The following is a 19,527-nucleotide window of genomic DNA, read 5'->3' as shown; positions in this document are numbered from 1 at the left end:
CTCGGGTATGCAGCAGCGCTCCCACTTGCAGCGAGCGAGTCAGCCTCGACAGCATGGAAAGATGCTGGATCGCCGCGGTGCTTGCTGGAATGAAAAAAGGAGCCGAAGGCTCCTTTTTCAAGGATCCACAGACTTCGACAGAAGCCTGCAAACCATAAATTGGAGCGGGAAACGAGTCTCGAACTCGCGACCTCAACCTTGGCAAGGTTGCGCTCTACCAACTGAGCTATTCCCGCATCTACGCTGCAATTTTGTGCAGCGAGAAAAGAACTATAGCAAATAAAAAATTATCGTGTCAAATCACCCCGGTACGACCGCTCGCCGCGAACCCTAAGAAAAACGCCGCACCGGCGATCCGGTGCGGCGCTCGAGGCAAGGCGATTACTGCAGGGTGCGGGTGAAGACGAAGCGTCCTTCGCTCCAGTCCACCGGCACCACGTCCTTCGGGCCGAACTTGCCCTCCAGGATCAGCTTGGCCACGGGGTTCTCGATCTCCTGCTGGATCGCGCGCTTCAACGGCCGCGCGCCGAACACGGGATCGAAGCCGGCACGCGCGATCTGGGCGATGGCCTCGTCCGAGACCTCCAGCCGCATGTCCATCTTCGCCAGCCGCTCGCCCAGGCGCTGCAACTGCACCCGCGCGATGGACTCGATGTGCTTGGCATCCAGCCCGTGGAACACCACGACCTCGTCGATCCGGTTCAGGAACTCCGGACGGAAGTGCTGCTTGATCTCGTCCCAGACCACGGCCTTGATGACGTCGTACTGCTGTCCGGCCATGGCCTGGATCTGTTGCGAGGCCAGGTTGGACGTCATGACGATGACCGTATTGCGGAAGTCGACCGTGCGCCCCTGCCCGTCGGTCAGCCGCCCGTCGTCCAGCACCTGCAGCAGCACGTTGAAGACGTCCGGGTGGGCCTTCTCGATCTCGTCGAGCAGGATCACGCTGTACGGCTTGCGCCGCACGGCCTCGGTCAGGTAGCCGCCCTCTTCATAGCCGACGTATCCCGGCGGCGCGCCGATCAGGCGGGCCACCGAATGCTTCTCCATGAACTCGCTCATGTCGATGCGCACCATGTGGTCGTCGGCGTCGAACAGGAATCCGGCCAGCGCCTTGGTCAGCTCGGTCTTGCCCACGCCGGTCGGCCCCAGGAACAGGAACGAGCCGTAGGGCCGCTGCGGATCGGACAGGCCGGCGCGCGAACGGCGGATGGCGTCGGACACGAGACGCACGGCCTCGTCCTGGCCGATCACGCGCTCGTGCAGCTTCTCTTCCATGTGCAGCAGCTTGGCGCGTTCGCCCTGCAGCATCTTGGAGACGGGAATGCCCGTCGCGCGCGAGACGACCTCGGCGATTTCCTCGGCGCCGACTTCCGTGCGCAAGAGCTTGGGCTTGTCCGCCTCGATCGCCTTCTCGTTGCCTTCCGCGGACTTCAGGCGGGCCTCCAGCTCGGGCAGCTTGCCGTACTGCAGTTCGGCCAGCTTGTCGAACTGGCCCTTGCGCTGCAGCTCGCTCATCTCGGCGCGCACTTTCTCGATCTCTTCCTTGATCGATTGGGCGCCCTGGACGGCGGCCTTCTCGGCCTTCCAGACTTCCTCGTAGTCGTTGTACTCGCGCTCGAGCTTGCCCAGCTCTTCCTCGAGCAGTTGCAGCCGGCGCTGCGAAGCCTCGTCGGTTTCCTTCTTGACCGCCTCGCGCTCGATCTTGAGCTGGATCATGCGGCGGTCGAGCTTGTCCATGACCTCCGGCTTGGAATCGATTTCCATGCGGATGCGCGCCGCCGCCTCGTCGATGAGGTCGATGGCCTTGTCCGGCAGGAAGCGATCGGTGATATAGCGATTGGACAGCTCGGCCGCGGCGACGATGGCCGGGTCGGTGATGTCCACGCCGTGGTGCAGCTCATAGCGCTCCTGCAAGCCCCGCAAGATGGCGATGGTGGCCTCCACCGAGGGCTCGCCCACCAGCACTTTCTGGAAGCGGCGTTCGAGCGCGGCGTCCTTCTCGATGTACTTGCGGTACTCGTCCAGCGTGGTCGCGCCTATGCAGTGCAGTTCGCCGCGCGCCAGCGCCGGCTTGAGCATGTTGCCGGCATCCATGGCGCCCTCGGCCTTGCCCGCGCCGACCATGGTGTGGAGCTCGTCGATGAAGACGATGTTCTTGCCCTCGTCCTGGGCAAGCTCCTTGAGCACGGCCTTCAGCCGTTCCTCGAACTCGCCGCGGAACTTGGCGCCCGCCAGGAGGCCCGCCATGTCGAGCGACAGCACCCGCTTGCCCTTCAGGGACTCGGGCACCTCGTCGTTGACGATGCGCTGGGCCAGGCCCTCGACGATGGCGGTCTTGCCCACGCCGGGCTCGCCGATCAGCACGGGGTTGTTCTTGGTGCGGCGCTGCAGGATCTGGATGGTGCGGCGGATCTCGTCGTCGCGGCCGATGACGGGGTCGAGCTTGCCCTGGCGGGCCCGCTCGGTCAGGTCCAGGGTGTATTTCTTCAGGGACTCGCGATTGCTTTCGCCTTCCTGCGAATCGACCGGCGCGCCGCCGCGCACGGCGTCGATGGCGGTCTCGAGCACCTTGCGCTGCAGCCCGGCCTCGCGCAGCAGGCGGCCGGCCTCGCCCTTGTCGTCGGCCAGGGCCAGCAGGAAGAGCTCGCTGGCGATATAGGTGTCGCCGCGGTTGGCCGCTTCCTTGTCGACCTTGTTGAACAGGGACTGGAGATCGCGGCTGATCTGGATGTTGGCATCGCTGCCCTGAACCTGCGACAGGCGGCCGATGGCGGCATTGACCTCGGGGGTCAGCTTGCTGACGGCCACGCCCGCGCGCGCCAGCAGGCTGCCCGCGCCGCTTTCGGCATCGGCCAGCAGCGCCGCCAGGACGTGCAGGGGTTCTATGTAGGGGTTGTCGTTGCGCGCAGCCAGGCTCTGCGCGTCTGCCAGGGCCTGCTGGAACTTGGTGGTGAGTCGGTCGATTCGCATTGTTTTCACGCCAATAAGTGGGGGCCGCGGGCCCGGATACTCTGGATGTGAGGTCGATTCGAACGGTTTCAATCCCCCTACATTGCGCAGGGGGATAGAAGGTTATACCACCCCGAAGACTACCCCCGCAGCCGGTCCAGCGCCTCGTCCAGCCTGTCCACTGCCCAGACCTCCATGCCCTCGATGGGCTGGCGCGGGGCGTTGGCCTTGGGAATCAGCGCCACGCTGAAGCCGAGCTTGGCCGCTTCGCGCAGGCGTTCCTGGCCGCGCGGCGCGGGCCGGATCTCGCCGGCCAGGCCCACTTCCCCGAAGGCCACCAGGCCGCGCGGCAGGGGCCGGTTGCGCATGGAGGACACGATGGCCAGCAGCACCGGCAGGTCCGCCGCGGGTTCGGTGATGCGAACGCCGCCCACGGCATTGACGAAGACGTCCTGGTCGAAGGCCGCGGTGCCGGCGTGCCGGTGCAGCACCGCCAGCAGCATGGCCAGCCGGTTGCCTTCCAACCCGACCGACAGGCGGCGCGGATTGGGCGCATTGGCCGAATCCACCAGCGCCTGGATCTCGACCAGCAGCGGACGGCTGCCCTCCTGCGTGACCATGACGCACGAGCCGGACACCTGCTGCTGGTGCTGGGACAGGAACAGCGCCGACGGGTTGGCGACCCCCTTCAGCCCGCGGTCGGTCATGGCGAAGACGCCGAGTTCGTTGACCGCGCCGAAACGGTTCTTGAACGCGCGCACCAGCCGGAAGGACGAATGGGTGTCGCCTTCGAAGTACAGCACGGTGTCGACGATGTGCTCGAGCACCCTGGGCCCCGCCAGCGCGCCTTCCTTGGTGACGTGGCCGATCATGACGATGGTCACGCCGGTCTGCTTGGCCGTGCGGGTGAGCTGGGCCGCGCACTCGCGCACCTGGGCCACCGAGCCCGGCGCCGAGCTGAGCTGCTCGGAATACAGGGTCTGGATGGAGTCGATCACGGCGACTTCCGGCGCGGTTTCGGCCAGCGCCGCCTGGATGGCTTCCAGGCGTATCTCGGCCAGCAGGTCGACGTTGCCCGTATCCAGGCCCAGCCGGCGCGCCCGCAGCGCGACCTGGTCGCCGGACTCCTCGCCCGTCACGTACAGGACCCGGCGGCTGGCCGACAACGCCGCCAGCGCCTGCAGCAGCAGCGTCGACTTGCCTATGCCCGGATCGCCGCCGATCAGCACCACCGCGCCGGCCACCATGCCGCCGCCCAGCACGCGGTCGAATTCGTCGATGCCGGTGGGAAAGCGCGGCATTTCGCGCGCCTCGATATCGGCCAGCTTGCGCACCGGCGTGCTGGCCGCCAGCGGCGCGTAGCGGTGGCCGGCCGCGGCGCCGGCGCTGGCCGCCGCCACGGTTTCCTCCAGCGTGTTCCAGCCGCCGCAATGGGGGCACTTGCCCTGCCATTTGGGCGCGGTGCCGCCGCACTCGGTGCAGACATAGACGGTCTTGGCCTTGGCCATGGTCACTCCTCGAAATGCATGGGCACGCGCGGGGCGACCGCGCACAGCAGCTCGTAGCCGATGGTGCCGGCGGCCGTCGCCACGTCGTCCACCGACAGGCCCTCGTCGCCCCACAGCGTGACCGGCGCGCCGGCCTGGGCCCGCGGCACGGGACCGAGATCGACCGCCAGCATGTCCATGGAGACGCGTCCCAGCAGCCGGGTGCGCACCCCGTCGACGACCACCGGCGTACCGGTGGGCGCATGGCGCGGATAGCCGTCGGCATAGCCGCACGCCACCACGCCCACGCGCATCGGTCCCTCGGCCCGGTACATGCCGCCGTAGCCGACGGCGTCGCCGGCCCGCAGTTCCTGGGTGCCGATGAGCCGCGACTTCAGCGCCATGGCCGGCACGAGCCCCAGCGACTCGGCGCTTTCGTCGGCGAAAGGCGTCGCGCCGTAGAGCGCGATGCCGGGCCGCGCCCAGTCGCCCGCCACCTCCGGGTAGCGCAGGCTGGCGGCGGAATTGCAGAGGCTGACCGGTCCGGGCAGCCCCGCGGTCGCCCGGCGGAACACCTCCAGCTGGGCCTCGATGCCCTCTGCCGTATCGGCGGTGGAGAAATGGGTCATGTGGCCGACCTGGCCCAGCCGGCCCTCGGCCTGCAAGGCCGCGAGTCCGGCATGCGCGCCGGCGTAGGCGTCCGGGCTGAAGCCCAGGCGGTTCATGCCGCTGTTGAGCTTGAGGAAGACGTCCACGGCACGCGGCAGCCGGGCCTGCCGCAGCAGCGCCAGCTGGTCCGCATGATGCACCGCCGTGGTCAGGCCGTACCGGCCGACCGCGTCCAGGTCTGCGGCCTCGAAGATGCCTTCCAGGAGCAGGATGGGCCCGGTCCATCCTGCTTCGCGGCAGCGCACGGCCTCGGACAGGTCCAGCATGGCCAGGCCGTCGGCCCGCGCGAATCCGGCCACCGCGCGTTCGATGCCATGCCCATAGGCATTGGCTTTGATGACGGCCCAGATCCTGGCCCTGCCGCCATCGGGACGGGCGGCATCGAGCCGGCGGCGGACGACATCCAGGTTGTGGGAAAACGCGTGGCGTAAAACGGTGGCGAAGATGGGACGGGGCATGGCGCAAAAGAGGACCGGCGCGGCGCGCCGGGATGGCAAAAGGAAAGTGTAGCCCTTGAGCGCCGGCCGCGCAGGACATCCCTGTCCCACGCCTCCTTCGCGGCGAACCGGTATCATCGGCGCCGGATTCCCAGGTCTAGCCATGTCCGCCGGTCACTACGAAAACTTCCCCGTCGCTTCGCTGCTGCTGCCCCCGCGCCTGCGGACGGCGGTGCTGGATATCTACCGCTACGCGCGCGCCGCCGACGACATCGCCGACGAGGGAGACGCATCCGACCGGGAACGCCTGGCCGCGCTGGCGCGCTTCGGCGCCGGGTTGGACTGGATCGGGGAAGGCGCACGGGCGCAACCGCCCGCCCCCGAGCTGGCCGCCATCTTCGTCCCGCTGGCCTCCACCGTCGCCCGCCACCGCCTGCCGCTCGCCCCCTTCCGTCGCCTGCTGTCGGCATTCGCCCAGGACGTGACCGTCAAGCGCTACGAGGACTTCGCGGCCCTGCGCGACTATTGCCATCGCTCGGCCGACCCCGTGGGCGAGTTGATGCTGCACCTGTACGAGGCCGCCACGCCGCGCAACCTGGCCTGGTCGGACGCGATCTGCACCGGGCTGCAGCTGACCAACTTCTGGCAGGACGTGGCCGTGGACTGGGGCAAGCACCGGGTCTATATTCCCCGGGAGGACCTGGCACGCCACGGCGTGGCCGAGGCCGACATCGCGGCGGGCCGATGCTCGCCGGCGTGGCGCGCGCTGATGGCGTTCGAGGTCGACCGGGCACGGGCGCTGTTACACTCCGGAGCGCCGCTGGCGCGGGCCCTGCCGGGCCGCATCGGCTGGGAACTGCGCCTGGTCGTCCAAGGCGGGCTGCGCATCCTGGAACGCATCGAAGCCGGCGGGTACGACGTCTTCCGGGCCCGGCCGGTACTGAAGAAAACCGAGTGGCTGAAGCTTGCCTGGCGCGCGCTGCGCATGCCCCAAGCGACGCCCGCACCCCCTCCCCATCATGACGCCTGACCAGTACTGCCAGGAGAAGGCCGCGCAGAGCGGCTCCAGTTTCTACTACAGCTTCCTGTTCCTGCCACCCGAGCGCCGGCGCGCCATCACCGCGCTGTACGCGCTGTGCCGCCAATTGGACGACACGGTGGACGAAGCCAGCGACGCCTCGGTGGCCCGCCTGAAGCTGGCCTGGTGGCGGACCGAGATCGAACGCCTGTTCGACGGCAAGCCCGAGCATCCCGTCACCCGTGCCCTCGCCCCCCACCTGGTCGCCTGCGGCATCACCCGGGACCGCCTGCTGGAGATCGTGGACGGCATGGAGATGGACCTGGACCAGACGCGCTACCTGGACTACCCCGCGCTGCAACGCTACTGCCGCCGGGCGGCCGGCGTCGTCGGCGAACTGTCGGCGGGCATCTTCGGCTACGCCGATGCGCGGACGCTGGCCTACGCCGACCGCCTGGGGCTGGCGTTCCAGCTCACCAACATCATCCGCGACGTCGGCGACGACGCCCGCAAGGGCCGCATCTACCTGCCGGTCAACGAATTGCAGCAGTTCGACGTCAAGGCGGCCGACATCCTGAACGGCCGTTATTCGGACAATTTCTCGGCCCTGATGCGCTTCCAGTGCGAGCGGGCGCGGCGTGCCTATCGCGAGGCGCTGGCGCTGCTGCCGCCCGAGGACCGGCGGCCCCAGCGCCCGGGCCTGATGATGGCCGCCATCTACCACGCGCTGCTGGACGAGATCGAACGGTCCGGCTACCAGGTCCTGCACCAGCGCATTTCGCTGACGCCGCTGCGCAAGTTCTGGCTGGCGTGGAAGACCTACGTGACCGGTGGCCGGGCCCTGTGGCGCCAGATCGGAAGCTGAGCGGCCCGCGCCGCGCGGCGGTGGTCGGCGCCGGATGGGCGGGCCTGGCGGCCGCGCACGTCCTGGCCGGCCGCGGCTACGCGGTCACGGTGTACGAGGCGGCCCGCGAGGTAGGCGGCCGCGCGCGCACCGTCGCCGCCCGTCCCGGCGGCCCCGCCTTCTCCGCCCCGCTGGACAATGGCCAGCATCTGCTGCTGGGCGCCTACACCGAAACCCTTGCGCTGATGCGCGAGCTTGGCCAGGACCCCGATGCCTTGCTGCTTCGCGCCCCGCTGCGGCTGGCCTCCGCCGATGGACGCTTCGCCTTGCGTGCGCCCCGCCTGCCCTCGCCGCTGCATGGCGTGGCCGCGCTGCTGGGCGCGCGCGGCCTGGGCGCCGGCGCGCGCTGGGCGGCGCTGCGCTTCGTGCTGGGACTGCGCGCGCAGGGATGGCTGGCGGCGGGCCGGGACCCGATGCCCGGACAGGCCGGCGGCTCGCCCACGGTCGCGCGCCTGCTCGCCACCTGGAACCAGCCACGGGAAGCCGTCGCGCGCCTGTGGCGCCCGCTGTGCCTGGCCGCGCTCAATACCCCTCCTGAACAGGCCTGCGCCCGCCTGTTCGCCGCCGTGCTGCGCGACAGCCTGGACGCGCCGCGCAGCCACAGCGACCTGCTGCTGCCGCGCTGCGACCTGTCCAGCCTGTGGCCGCGCGCGGCCGCGGCCCGCCATCAATTGCGCCGTGGACAAGCGGTGCGGGAACTGGTGCCTGGCGACGAGCGCGTGCTGGTCGATGGCGAGCCCTATGCGGCCGCCGTGCTGGCCGTCCCGCCGGGCATCGCGGCCCGCCTGCTGCCCCCCCATCCCGCCATGCAGGCGGTCCGGCAGGCGCTGCGCGCCTTCCGCCATCTGCCCATCGCCACGCTGACCGTGCGGCTCGCGGCGCCGTTCCGGCTTGCGTTTCCCATGTTGATGCTGACGGAAGACGCCGCGCGCGGGCACCTGGGCCAATGGGTATTCGACCGGCGCGCCCTGCTGGGCCACGATGAAGGACACGGGGAACTCGCCGTCGTGGTCAGCGCGGCATCGGACTTCGAAGGGCGGGACCGCTCCGCATGCGCGGCGGGCCTGCTCGATCAATTGCGGGAACAATTGGCCGGCCAGGGCGCGGGCGGCATGCCGCCGGTGCAAGACTGGGAATTGCTGGTCGACAAGCGCGCGACCTTCGCCGCCGTGCCGGACCTGGCGCGGCCGGGCAATGCCACGGCCTGGCCGCGGCTGGCGCTGTGCGGGGATTGGACGGATACGGGCTACCCAGGCACGCTCGAAGGCGCCGTCCGCAGCGGGCTCGAGGCCGGCCGCCTGCTGGCAGACGCTGCGGACGCACGCGGCTGACCCGCTCCGCGCCTCACTCCTGCCCGGACTCCCAGCGGCGGGCCGCCTCGTCGTCGGAATCGCGCGCCTCGACCCAACGATCGCCCCGGCCCGTGGCCTCCTTCTTCCAGAACGGCGCCTGCGTCTTCAGGTAGTCCATGATGAACTCGCAGGCGGCGAAGCACGCGCCGCGATGCCGCCCCGCCACGCCCACGAAGACGATCTGGTCCAGCGCCCGCAGCGTGCCGACGCGATGAATGACCCGTACGGCGTTCAGCGTCCAGCGTTCCCGGGCCTGCCGGACGATGTCGGCCAGCGCCTTCTCGGTCATGCCGGGATAGTGTTCGAGCGTCAGCGACGAGACGCTGTCGCCTTCGTTGATGTCGCGCACGGTGCCGACGAAGGTGACGACGGCCCCCACCGACGGATCGGCCCGCAGCGCGGCGATTTCCGCGCCGGCGTCGAAGTCGGCGGTCTGGACGCTGATGGACATGTCACCCTCCGGTGACGGGTGGAAAGAAAGCGACCTCGTCGCCGGCCTGCAGACGTTCGGAGGCCTGCACCATCGTGTGGTTGCGCGCGGCGCGCACGGCGCGCTCGGGAGCCAGCGCCGCGGCCCAGGCGCCGCCGCGCCCGGCCAGCCACGACCGCAGTTCGCCCACGGTACGCACCGTCTCGGGCAGTTCGGCCGCTTCCCTTTCCCGGCCCAGGGCTTCGCGCAGCGATGCGAAATACAGGATGTCGACGTTCATGGCTCAGCCCAGCAGTTCGGCGTAGCTGATGAATGACACCGTATCGCCTTTCCGGATCGTCTGTCCACCCGGATTGTCGATCACGCCGTCTCCCCAGACCGTCGAGGTCAGCACCGCCGACAACTGGTTGGGGAACAGGTCGAGCCCGCCCTGCTCGTTGCGGCGCACCCGCAGGAACTCGCGCCGGCGGTCGGCCTTGGGCCAATCGAAATCGGCGCGCATGGCGGTCCTCGACGGCGTCGTGGCGTGGGCCCCGGCCAGCTTGAGCAGCAGCGGCTTGACCAGCAGGCCGAAGGTCAGGAAGCTCGAGACGGGATTGCCCGGCAGCCCGATGAAGACCGCCTCGGTACCGTCGTCGCGGCGCAGGCGGCCGAAAGCCAGCGGCTTGCCGGGCTTGATGGACAGGCTCCACATGTCCAGCCGCCCCAGCGACTCGACCGCCGGCTTGACGTGGTCTTCCTCGCCCACCGACACGCCGCCGGTGGTGATGATCAGGTCGTTCTCGCGGGCGGCGTTGCGCAAGGCCTCGCGCGTCGCCTCGAAACTGTCCTGCACGGCGCCCAGGTCGGCGTGCTCGACCGGCAGCGCCGCCAGCATGCCCTGCAGCAGGTAGCGGTTGGAGTTGTAGATCTTGCCCGGGGGCAGCGGCTCGCCGGGCGCGACCAGTTCGTCGCCGGTGGACAGCGTGGCCACGCGCAGCCTGGGCTGCACGGGCAGGCGCGGCACGCCGACCGAGGCGGCCAGGCCCACGTCCTGCGCCCGCAGGCGCGTTCCGGCCCGCAGGATGCGGCTGCCGGCCTCGATGTCGCAGCCCTTGGCGCGTATCCAGGCGCCCGCCTCGACCGGCTTGGCGAATGCCACGCGATCGTCCCGGACGTCGGCCTCTTCCTGCATCACGACGGCATCGGCCCCCTCGGGGATCTCCGCGCCGGTGAAAATGCGGGCGGCCGTCCCGGCGGCCAGCGGTTGCGGCACGGCCCCCGCGGGGATGCGCTGCGACACGGGCATGCCCGCGGCGAACAGCGCCGCGTCGGCGGTACGCACGGCGTAGCCGTCCATCGCCGAATTGTCGGCGGCCGGCACGTTGATCGATGCCATCACGTCGGCGGCCAGGATACGGCCCGCGGCCCGCGCCAGCTCGATCTGTTCGGCGGCCCGGCCCAGGGGCTCGACCGCCAGCAGGATCTCCAGGGCCTCGTCCAGGGAAAGCAGGTTCGAACCAGGCTTCACAATCGACTCCTTCGCGGCCCGCCCCGCGGCGCGCCGCACATACTCGACGCCGCCGTCAGACGGCCTCGGCGGCGATCAGGTCCTTGATGGTCTGCACGTCGCCGTCCACGGTCTGCACGCGCTGCGGCAGCTGTTCGATGTTCTCGAATCCCGCGGGCCGCGGCGCGGGCTGCCCCAGGGCCTCCTCGATGGTGGCCGAGAACTTCACCGGCAGCGCGGTCTCGAGCACCAGCATGGGTATGCCCGGCTCGACATAAGGCAGCGCCACCTTGACGCCGTCGGCGGTATGCGGGTCGATGACCACGCCGGTTTCGGCATGGACGCGGCGGATGGTGGCCAGCCGGTCGGCATGGGTGCTGGTGCCCGAGACGAAGCCGTACTGCGCGAACTGCGGCTTGTAGGCCGACAGGTCGAACGAACCCTGCGCCGCCAGCTCGTCCCACAGCGCCTTCAGGCGCGCGGGATCGCGGCCCAGCAGGTCGTAGACGAAGCGCTCGAAGTTGGATGCCTTCGAGATGTCCATGGAGGGGCTGGAGGTCTCGTAGGTTTCGCTCGAGACGCGCGGGCGGTAGATGCCGGTGCGGAAGAATTCCTCCAGCACGTTGTTCTCGTTGGTGGCCAGCACCAGGCGGCGGATGGGCAGGCCCATGCTGCGGGCGACGTGGCCGGCCAGGATGTTGCCGAAGTTGCCCGAGGGCACCGCGAACGACACCTGGGCCATGGGATCGGCCGCGCCTTCGGTGGCCAGCCGCCAGCCATGGAAGTAGTACACCACCTGGGCGGCGATGCGCGCCCAGTTGATGGAGTTGACCGCGCCGATGCGGTGCGCGGTCTTGAACGCCAGGTCGCCGCTGACCGCCTTGACGATATCCTGGCAGTCATCGAACACGCCATGCACGGCCAGGTTGTGGATGTTGGCATCCTGCAGCGAATACATCTGCGCGCGCTGGAAGGCGCTCATGCGGCCGGCGGGCGACAGCATGAACACCGCCACGCCCTTCTTGCCGCGCATGGCGTATTCGGCGGCCGAACCCGTGTCGCCCGACGTCGCGCCCAGGATGTTCAGCGTCGTGCCCCGGCGCGCCAGCACGTATTCGAACAGATGGCCCAGGAACTGCATGGCCATGTCCTTGAAGGCCAGCGTCGGCCCTTCGGACAGGCCCAGCAGCGAGATGCCCTGCTTGAGCGGCTTGAGCGGCACGATGACCTCGCCGCCGAACACCTCGGGGCGGTAGGTCTTGCGCGTCAGTTCGCGCAGGTCCTGCTCGGGAATGTCAGTGATGAACAGCTTGAGGACTTCGTACGCCAGGTCGGCATACGACAGCGAACGCCATGCCTGGAGCTGCCCGGGCGTGACCTGCGGGATGGACTCGGGCACGGCCAGCCCGCCGTCGGGCGCCAGCCCTTCCAGCAGGACGTCGGTGAACGATTGCGGCGCCATGCCGCCGCGGGTCGAAAGGTATTTCATGCTGCGTCCTAGGCGAGGTTCTCTATGCGCAGGCGCGTGACGGCCGACACCACGGTGGGCAGCGCCTCGATACGGGCGATGGCGGCGTTGACGTTGCGCTCCAGCGCCTCGTGGGTCAGGAAAATGATGTCCGCCTGGGTGGCGTCCTCGCGCGGCTTCTGGATCATGGAAACGATGGAGATCGACGCGTCGGCCAGGATGCGCGTGATGTCGGCCAGCACGCCCGGCTGGTCGGTCACCGCCAGCCGCAGGTAATACGAGGTGGTGATGTCCTCGATCGACAGCATGGGACGGTCGGTGATGGCATCCGGCTGGAAGGCCAGGTGCGGCACGCGGTGCTCGGGATCGGCCGTGTGCAGGCGGGTCACGTCCACCAGGTCGGCGACCACCGCCGAGGCGGTGGGCTCCTCGCCCGCGCCCTGGCCGTAGTACAGGGTCGCGCCCACGGCGTCGCCCTTGACCATGACCGCGTTCATCGCGCCTTCCACGTTCGCCATCACGCGCCGGGCGGCGATCAGGGTCGGGTGCACCCGCAGTTCGATGCCCTCGGGACGCGCCTTGGTGATGCCCAGCAGCTTGATGCGGTAGCCCAGTTCCTCGGCGTAGCGGATGTCTTCCTGCGCCAGCCTGGAGATGCCCTCGATGTGGGCCTTGTCGAAGCGGATCGGCACGCCGAAGGCGATGGACGACAGCAGCGTGAGCTTGTGCGCGGCATCCACGCCCTCGATGTCGAAGGTCGGGTCGGCCTCGGCATAGCCCAGGCGCTGCGCCTCGGCCAGCACCTGCGAGAACGGCAGGCCGCGGGCCCGCATCTCGGTCAGGATGAAATTGGTGGTGCCGTTGATGATGCCGGCCACCCATTCGATCTGGTTGGCCGACAGGCCCTCGCGGATGGCCTTGATGATAGGGATGCCGCCGGCCACCGCGGCTTCGAAGGCGACCATGACGCCCTGTTCGCTGGCGCGGGCGAAGATCTCGTTGCCATGCTTGGCCAGCAGGGCCTTGTTGGCGGTGACGACGTGCTTGCCGTGGGCAATGGCTTCCAGGACGAGTTCGCGCGCCAGGGTGTCGCCGCCTATCAGTTCGACCACGATGTCGATCTCGGGATCGCGGACGATCTGGAACGGGTCGGCGACGACTTCGGCGGCTTCGCCGACGCGGGACTTCGCCTTGGCGACATCGCGGGCCGAGACCTTGGTCGCGACGATGTGGCGGCCGGCGCGGCGGGCGATTTCTTCGGCGTTGCGGGCGAGGACCTTGAAAGTGCCGCCGCCTACGACGCCCAGGCCCAGGAGGCCTACTCGGATGGGTTCCATTGTGTTTCCGGGCAATACAGGGTTCTTCGAAAACTTCCCCGCCCTTGCTTTGGCGCGCTCCGACCCGCCGCATGGGCTCCGCCGGACGAGGCGGGATGCGGCACTGGGCTGCGGAAGGGGCGGGAATCGCCGGCCACGGCCGCCGGCTGGCAAGCCTCCAGTGTAACGGACTTGGGACGACAGCAGGAAAAGCTCCCGGCGCGCCGCCGGCGGTCTTCGCGCATCGGCGTGCGGCTTCCTCTGGTTTCTCCCGATTTGTACGAACGTACAACAAACTGTACGATCGTATAAAAATCCATATCGAGACCCATGGCCGCGAAAATCGCTCCAGCGCCCCGCCGCGCACGCCCCCGCTCCGAGATCGACGAGGCGCCCGACCGCCGCCGCAACATCCTCATGGCGGCCGAGGCGCTGTTCGCGCGCCATGGCTATCACGGCGTCTCGATACGCGACATCGCCGAGGAAGCCGGCGTGCCGCTGGCGCTGGTCGGCTACTACTACGGCCCCAAGCTGGCCCTGTACGAGGAGATCTTCCGGCAGCGCTCGGGCTACATCAGGGAGCGGCTGGCCGCGCTGGAAACGCTGTGGCATGCCGGTCCGCCCGACGAACTGCTGGACCGCATCGTGCGCGCCTTCGTACGGCCGGCGCTCAAGCTCGCCGCCAACCCCGAAGGCCGGCAGTTCATGCAGCTCGTCGCCCGCAACCTGGTCGAGCAGGGGCCGGAGAACAGCGGGCCGCGCGCCGAACTGTTCGACCCCGTGGCGCACGCCTACATCGATGCGCTGATGAAGGCGCTGCCGGGTATCTCCCGCGCCCAGGCCGCATGGTGCTACCAGTTCTCGCTGGGCGCGCTGATGCACCACATCAGCGACCAGCGCATCGAGGACCTGTCCCACGGCCAGGCCAAGGCGCGCGAGTTCGACCGTTCCGCCGATCTGCTCTGCCGCTTCCTGAGCGCCGGCATCCGCCACACCTGCGCCGTCTAGGACCTGTCCCCGCGGCAACCGGCACCCTTTTTCCAGGAGACACCATGAAGACATCCAGACTCGCTCCCGCGCTGGGAATCGCGCTCGCCTTATGGGCGGCGGGCGCCGCGGCGCAGACCCGCATCACCGTGGCCTATACGGCGGTATCCGAGTTCATGCCCCTGTTCGTGGCCAAGGAACGCGGCTATTTCGCCAAGCGAGGGCTCGAAGTGACGCCGCAGCAACTGGCCCTGAGCGGCGTGATGCCCGCCGCGCTGCAATCCGGGTCGGTACAGATCGCGGGCGTGGCGAGCCCGGTGCTGCTGCAGGCCAACGACAGCGGCATGGACCTGGTGGGGCTGGCCGGCACGAGCGTCCACAATCCGTCGTCCAAGGCCATTGGCCTGGTCGTGCGCAGCGGCGGCGCCAAAAGCGCGGCCGACCTGGTCGGCAAGAAGATCGCTGTGCCCGGGCTGAACGCCGCCCTGCACATCATCGGCCGCAAATGGCTGGCCGACCAGGGCGTCGATCCCCGCAAGGTGACCTTCGTGGAAGGCGCCTTTCCGCAGATGGGCGATCTGCTCAAGGGCGGATCGATCGACGCCGCGGTCACGGCCGACCCGTTCCTGGGCCGCATCCTGCAAAGCGGCGCCGGCACGCTGCTGTCGCCGCTGGCGCCGGACCTGCCGGCCGGCTTTTCCAACATGCTGTACATGTCGACCCGCGCCTGGCAGCAGGCGCATGGACCGGCCATCGCAAGCTTCCGCGCCGCGCTGGCCGACGCGCTGGACTTCGCCGCCGCCCATCCCGACGAGGCGCGGGCCGACATGGGCAAGTACCTGAAGGTGCCCGCCCCGGTCCTGGCCTCCCTGACGGTGCCGGCCTACAAGGTGCCGCTGGCCGGCAGCGAGCTGCAGTTCTGGGCGGACACCATGCGCCAGCAGGGCATGCTGCGCAAGGCGCCCGACCTGGCCGCGATGGTGGCCAAGTGACCGCCAGCCTGCGCGTCGTCGACGCGGCGCCCCGCGCGGGTGCCGCCGCTCCCCTGATTCGCCTGAGCGGGGTGGCGCTGGACCTGGGCGACCGCCGCATCATCAATGGCCTGGATCTGGATCTGGGCCGGGGCGAGTTCGTCTGCGTGGTCGGTCCGTCGGGCTGCGGCAAGACCACGTTGCTGCGGCTGCTGTCGGGCCTGGTGCAGCCCAGCGCCGGCAGCATCCTGCGCGACGGCCGCCCCATCGACGGTCCGGCACAGGATGTCGCCATCGTTTTCCAGGACTATGGGCGCGCCTGTTGCCGTGGCGATCGGTGGCGGGCAATGTCTCGCTCGCGCTCGAGGCCGCCCGCGTCCCCCGGGCCGAACGCGCTTCGCGCATCGCGCCGCTGCTGGCCCAGGTCGGGCTGGGCAATCACGCGGACAAGTACCCGGCGGAACTGTCGGGCGGCATGCAGCAGCGCCTGCAGATCGCGCGCTGCCTGGCCCAGCGTCCGGCGGTGCTGCTGATGGACGAACCCTTCGGCGCGCTCGACGCCATGACGCGCCAGTCGCTGCAGGACGATCTGCTGGCCCTGGTGCGGCGGCATGGCACGACCGTGCTGTTCATCACCCATGATCTCGAGGAAGCGATCTACCTGGGCGATCGCGTCGTCGCGCTGCGGGCCAATCCGGGCACGGGCGCCAGCAGCCTCGCGCAGGACATCGCCATCGGCCTGCCCCATCCGCGCGACCAGTTGAGCACGCGCGAGCATCCCGAGTTCCTGCGCCTGCGCCGCTTCCTGTTCGATTTCATCCAGGAGCCGCGTCCATGATCCGCGCCATCGGGCCGCGCCTGCGCGGCCTTCTCCTGCCCCTGCTGGCGCTGGCCGCCGCCGAGGCCGCCATGCGGGCCAGCGGCGCGCAAAGCGACGCGTTCGCCCGGCCCACCGAGATCCTGCGGGCCATGTGGACGGCGGCGCAGGATGGCTCGCTGGCGGCCGCGTCCGCGCAGACCCTGGGCAATGCGCTGCTCGGCCTGGCCGCGGGCGGCGGCATCGGACTGGTTCTCGGCCTGTGGTTCGGCGCCTCCTCGCGCGCCGGCCGGTGGTCGGCGCTCACGGTCAACCTGCTGCGCCCGCTGCCCTCGGTCGCGCTGGTGCCCATCGCCATGCTGGCCTTCGGCTTCGGCTACCGCATGGAAAGCGCGGTGGTGGCCTTCACCTGCGTCTGGCCCATGCTGATGTTCGCCCAGGACGGCGTAGCGCGGGTGGAGCCCCGCCTCGTCGAGGTGGCCCGCGTGCTGGGACTGGGAGGCATCCGCCGCGCCTGGAAGATCGTGCTGCCGGCCGCGCTGCCGCGTATCTTCGTCGGCCTGCGGCTGTCGCTGGGCATCGCGCTGACCATCGCCGTCACCACCGAAATCATCGCCAACCCCATGGGCCTGGGCTACGGCCTGGCCATGGCGCAGCAAAGCCTGAACCCGGCGCTGATGCTCGCGCTGGTCATCTGGATAGGCGTGCTGGGCTGGGCCGCCAATGCCGGCCTGCTGTGGCTGCAGGCGCGCCTGTTCGCCCGCCGCGGAGTCCGCGCATGAACACGCCGCTGCCCGTTTCCCTGCTTTCCGCCCGGCGCCTGGGCGACGCCGCGGGCGGCCTGCTGGTCCTGCTCGTGATCGTGGGAGCGTGGGCCTGGGCCACCGCGGCCGGCTGGGTGTCGCCCATTTTCCTGCCCTCGCCCGGTGCCACCTGGGACGCCCTGCTGCAAGGCCTGGCCGAAGGCGAATTGGCTTCGGCCAGCCTGGCCACCGTCGAACGCATGCTCTATGGCTGGCTGCTGGCCTCGGCCCTGGGCCTCGTCCTGGGCACGCTGATCGGCGTCTCGCCCGCCCTGCGCGCCTGGACGCAGCCCACGCTGGAGTTCGTGCGCCCGCTCCCCGCCTCGGCCGTCATGCCCGTCGCCATCGCGCTGCTCGGCTTGTCGCCCGGCATGGTGCTGGCGGTCATCGCCTTCGGCGCCATCTGGCCGGTGCTGCTGTCCACCGTGCACGGGTTCGCGTCGGTCGACCCGCGCCTGCACGAAGTCGCGCGAGTGCTGGGGCTGTCCCGGAGCTCTATGCCGGCGTCGTCCTGCTGGGCGCCATCGGGCTCCTCAGCAACAGCCTGCTCGCGCTGGCCGAACGGCTGGCCCGCACCCACCACTGCCCCCTTTCTCTTGTCCGGACGCATCATGCCACGCCGCATCGTCGACCTTTCCATCTATCTCGAGAACGACATCCTGTCGGACCCGCCCGCGCTCGCGCCACGCATCACCTACGAGAATCACGCGCAGGGCGTGGCGGGCTTCCAGCGCCTGCTGCCCGGCCTGAAGGCCGAGGATCTTCCCGACGGGGAAGCCGCGGCCGCCGAATGGGTCACGCTGACCACGCACAGCGGCACCCACCTGGATGCCCCCTACCACTTCCACTCGACCATGAACCGCGGCGAACGCGCGATCACCATCGACGAGGTCGACCTGGACTGGTGCTTCCAGCCGGGCGTCAAGCTGGATTTCCGCCATTTCCCCGACGGCTACGTCGTCACCGCCGCCGACGTCGAAGCGGAACTCGCGCGCATCGGACACACGCTGCGGCCGCTGGAGATCGTGCTGGTCAATACCCGCGCCGGCTCGCGCTACGGCCACCCCGACTATGTCGAGACCGGGTGCGGCATGGGATACGAGGCGACCATGTACCTGCTGGAGCGCGGCGTGCGCCTGACCGGCACCGACGCATGGAGCTGGGATGCGCCGTTTTCCCATACCGCGCGCAAGTACCGCGAGACCGGCGACAAGTCGCTGATCTGGGAAGGCCACAAGGCCGGACGCGACATCGGCTACTGCCACATCGAGAAGCTCCACAACCTGGAATGCCTGCCTCCCGACGGCTTCTACGTGAGCTGCTTCCCGCACAAGGTGCGCGCCGCCTCGGCCGGCTGGACCCGGGCCGTGGCGATCTTCGACGACCGGCTCTTCGCCCCGGCCTGAGCCTCACCTGCCCCGTTTCCTTTTTCGCTCCCGGAGCCTGCCATGCCCTCCCTTCTTTCCCGCCTTGCCGCCAGCGTCGCCGCGCTGGCCGCCACTTCCGCCATCGCCGCCGGCTATCCCGACAAGCCGGTCCGCGTCATCGTTCCCTACGTGGCCGGGTCTCCCGCCGACATGGTCGCCCGCAAGCTCGGAGAAGGCCTGGCACAGCAACTGGGGCAATCCTTCATCGTCGAGAACAAGGCCGGCGCCAACGGCATGATAGGCAGCGAGTTCGTGGCCCGCGCGGCCCCCGACGGCTACACCATCATGCTGGGCAACATGGACACCCATGCCCTCAACCCGCTGCTGTACCGCCACATCCGCTACGAGCCGGCCCGCGACTTCGCGCCCGTGGCGCAGGTCGGCACCCTGACCGCCATGCTGATCGCCCGTCCCGACGCGCCCTTCCAGGACGCCCGTGGCCTGATCCAGGCCGCGGCCCGCGCGCCCGGGAAGCTGACCTATGGCTCGTGGGGCTTGGGCAGCGTGGCGCACCTGTGGGGCGGCCTGCTGGAGGAATCGGGGCGCATCCAGTTGATGCACGTGCCCTACCAGGGCACGCCGGCGGCCATGAACGCGTTGATGGGCAGCCAGATCGACCTGCTGTTCGGACCGCCCACGCTGGCGCTGGCCAATGCGAAGAACGGCAGGTTGAAGATTCTCGGCGTCACCTCCGCCACCCGCCAGCCGCAATATCCGGACGTGCCCACGCTGGCCGAGCAGGGCTTCGCCGGCTACGACGGCACCACGTGGTTCGGCGTGTTCGCGCCCGCCAAGGTGCCCGGCGACGTGCTGGACCGGCTGAACCAGGCCATCAACCGCACGCTGGACAGCCCCGCGATGGCCGATACCGCCGCCACCCTGGCCATGACCGTCACGCCCGGCGACCGCCGGCAACTGGAACGGACCATGGCCGCGTCGCGCGAGAAGTGGGGCAGGATCATCGCCGACAAGAAAATCCAGCTCAACGATTGACTCCCCT

Annotated in this window: 17 protein-coding genes, 1 tRNA gene and 2 pseudogenes; 11 read left to right on the top strand and 9 right to left on the bottom strand. The window is 69.7% G+C overall.

Annotated elements, in window-relative coordinates:
• Positions 1-160 precede the first annotated feature (160 nt).
• The 4 genes from N5K27_RS06670 to alr form a co-directional block, all read right to left on the bottom strand.
• A tRNA-Gly gene (locus tag N5K27_RS06670) sits at positions 161-236 on the bottom strand.
• Between the two features lie 145 nt (positions 237-381).
• Complete coding sequence (gene clpB, locus N5K27_RS06665; protein WP_279815337.1) at positions 382-2,973, bottom strand: ATP-dependent chaperone ClpB; 2,592 nt, start codon at positions 2,971-2,973, stop codon at positions 382-384.
• A gap of 119 nt (positions 2,974-3,092) precedes the next feature.
• The gene (gene radA / locus N5K27_RS06660; protein WP_087836991.1) at positions 3,093-4,460 is read right to left on the bottom strand and encodes a DNA repair protein RadA; all 1,368 of its coding nucleotides are present in this window, start codon (positions 4,458-4,460) and stop codon (positions 3,093-3,095) included.
• 2 nt (positions 4,461-4,462) lie between these two features.
• Positions 4,463-5,566 carry an alanine racemase gene (alr, locus tag N5K27_RS06655; RefSeq protein WP_279815334.1) on the bottom strand — a complete coding sequence of 368 codons (1,104 nt, stop codon included), beginning with the start codon at positions 5,564-5,566 and terminating at the stop codon, positions 4,463-4,465.
• A gap of 142 nt (positions 5,567-5,708) precedes the next feature.
• Here alr and hpnC point away from each other — a divergent pair, with 142 nt between their 5' ends.
• From hpnC to hpnE, 3 genes are read left to right on the top strand one after another with little or no spacing between them, the layout of a single operon-like run.
• Positions 5,709-6,575, top strand: a complete 867-nt coding sequence (gene hpnC / locus N5K27_RS06650; protein ID WP_279815332.1) for a squalene synthase HpnC — start codon at positions 5,709-5,711, stop codon at positions 6,573-6,575.
• On the top strand, positions 6,565-7,428 hold the full coding sequence (gene hpnD / locus N5K27_RS06645; protein ID WP_279815330.1) for a presqualene diphosphate synthase HpnD: 864 nt from the start codon (positions 6,565-6,567) through the stop codon (positions 7,426-7,428). The genes hpnC and hpnD overlap by 11 nt, the downstream gene beginning before the upstream one ends.
• On the top strand, positions 7,407-8,798 hold the full coding sequence (gene hpnE / locus N5K27_RS06640) for a hydroxysqualene dehydroxylase HpnE (protein ID WP_279815328.1): 1,392 nt from the start codon (positions 7,407-7,409) through the stop codon (positions 8,796-8,798). The genes hpnD and hpnE overlap by 22 nt, the downstream gene beginning before the upstream one ends.
• Before the next feature lie 13 nt (positions 8,799-8,811).
• Here hpnE and moaE read toward each other — a convergent pair whose 3' ends face one another.
• The 5 genes from moaE to N5K27_RS06615 are packed head-to-tail and all read right to left on the bottom strand — an operon-like array spanning position 8,812 to position 13,543.
• Positions 8,812-9,270 (bottom strand): molybdopterin synthase catalytic subunit MoaE, encoded by a 459-nt coding sequence (gene moaE / locus N5K27_RS06635; protein WP_087840650.1) that lies wholly within the window; start codon positions 9,268-9,270, stop codon positions 8,812-8,814.
• A 1-nt stretch (position 9,271) separates the two neighbouring features.
• Positions 9,272-9,529, bottom strand: coding sequence for a molybdopterin converting factor subunit 1 (moaD, locus tag N5K27_RS06630; RefSeq protein WP_087840649.1), 258 nt, complete (start codon positions 9,527-9,529; stop codon positions 9,272-9,274).
• A 3-nt stretch (positions 9,530-9,532) separates the two neighbouring features.
• Positions 9,533-10,759 (bottom strand): gephyrin-like molybdotransferase Glp, encoded by a 1,227-nt coding sequence (gene glp, locus N5K27_RS06625; protein ID WP_279815325.1) that lies wholly within the window; start codon positions 10,757-10,759, stop codon positions 9,533-9,535.
• Positions 10,760-10,814: 55 nt separating this feature from the next.
• Positions 10,815-12,227, bottom strand: a complete 1,413-nt coding sequence (gene thrC, locus N5K27_RS06620) for a threonine synthase (protein ID WP_087840648.1) — start codon at positions 12,225-12,227, stop codon at positions 10,815-10,817.
• A gap of 8 nt (positions 12,228-12,235) precedes the next feature.
• Positions 12,236-13,543 carry a homoserine dehydrogenase gene (locus N5K27_RS06615; RefSeq protein WP_279815322.1) on the bottom strand — a complete coding sequence of 436 codons (1,308 nt, stop codon included), beginning with the start codon at positions 13,541-13,543 and terminating at the stop codon, positions 12,236-12,238.
• Between the two features lie 309 nt (positions 13,544-13,852).
• Here N5K27_RS06615 and N5K27_RS06610 point away from each other — a divergent pair, with 309 nt between their 5' ends.
• The 8 genes and pseudogenes from N5K27_RS06610 to N5K27_RS06585 all read left to right on the top strand — a co-directional run bounded on the left by N5K27_RS06610 (position 13,853) and on the right by N5K27_RS06585 (position 19,520).
• Complete coding sequence (locus N5K27_RS06610; protein WP_279815320.1) at positions 13,853-14,530, top strand: TetR/AcrR family transcriptional regulator; 678 nt, start codon at positions 13,853-13,855, stop codon at positions 14,528-14,530.
• Between the two features lie 44 nt (positions 14,531-14,574).
• Positions 14,575-15,501 (top strand): ABC transporter substrate-binding protein, encoded by a 927-nt coding sequence (locus N5K27_RS06605; RefSeq protein ID WP_087840645.1) that lies wholly within the window; start codon positions 14,575-14,577, stop codon positions 15,499-15,501.
• Positions 15,498-15,728: pseudogene (locus N5K27_RS29045) on the top strand (ATP-binding cassette domain-containing protein); the annotation flags it as partial. The gene N5K27_RS06605 and the pseudogene N5K27_RS29045, both read left to right, overlap by 4 nt.
• A 74-nt stretch (positions 15,729-15,802) precedes the next feature.
• Positions 15,803-16,318 carry an ABC transporter ATP-binding protein gene (locus N5K27_RS29040; RefSeq protein ID WP_347944380.1) on the top strand — a complete coding sequence of 172 codons (516 nt, stop codon included), beginning with the start codon at positions 15,803-15,805 and terminating at the stop codon, positions 16,316-16,318.
• Positions 16,315-17,079 carry an ABC transporter permease subunit gene (locus N5K27_RS06595; RefSeq protein WP_279815317.1) on the top strand — a complete coding sequence of 255 codons (765 nt, stop codon included), beginning with the start codon at positions 16,315-16,317 and terminating at the stop codon, positions 17,077-17,079. Before N5K27_RS29040 ends, N5K27_RS06595 begins: the two co-directional genes overlap by 4 nt.
• A pseudogene (locus N5K27_RS29035) lies at positions 17,076-17,534 on the top strand (ABC transporter permease); the annotation flags it as partial. The gene N5K27_RS06595 and the pseudogene N5K27_RS29035, both read left to right, overlap by 4 nt.
• A 174-nt stretch (positions 17,535-17,708) precedes the next feature.
• Complete coding sequence (locus N5K27_RS06590) at positions 17,709-18,506, top strand: cyclase family protein (protein WP_279815352.1); 798 nt, start codon at positions 17,709-17,711, stop codon at positions 18,504-18,506.
• A gap of 42 nt (positions 18,507-18,548) precedes the next feature.
• Positions 18,549-19,520 (top strand): tripartite tricarboxylate transporter substrate binding protein, encoded by a 972-nt coding sequence (locus tag N5K27_RS06585; protein WP_279815316.1) that lies wholly within the window; start codon positions 18,549-18,551, stop codon positions 19,518-19,520.
• The last annotated feature ends 7 nt before the right edge of the window (positions 19,521-19,527 follow it).

Origin of the sequence: Pigmentiphaga sp. GD03639, from assembly GCF_029845405.1 — a bacterium.
GTDB classification, from domain to species: Bacteria; Pseudomonadota; Gammaproteobacteria; order Burkholderiales; family Burkholderiaceae_B; genus Pigmentiphaga; species Pigmentiphaga daeguensis.
This window is presented reverse-complemented; position numbering and strand designations above follow the sequence as displayed.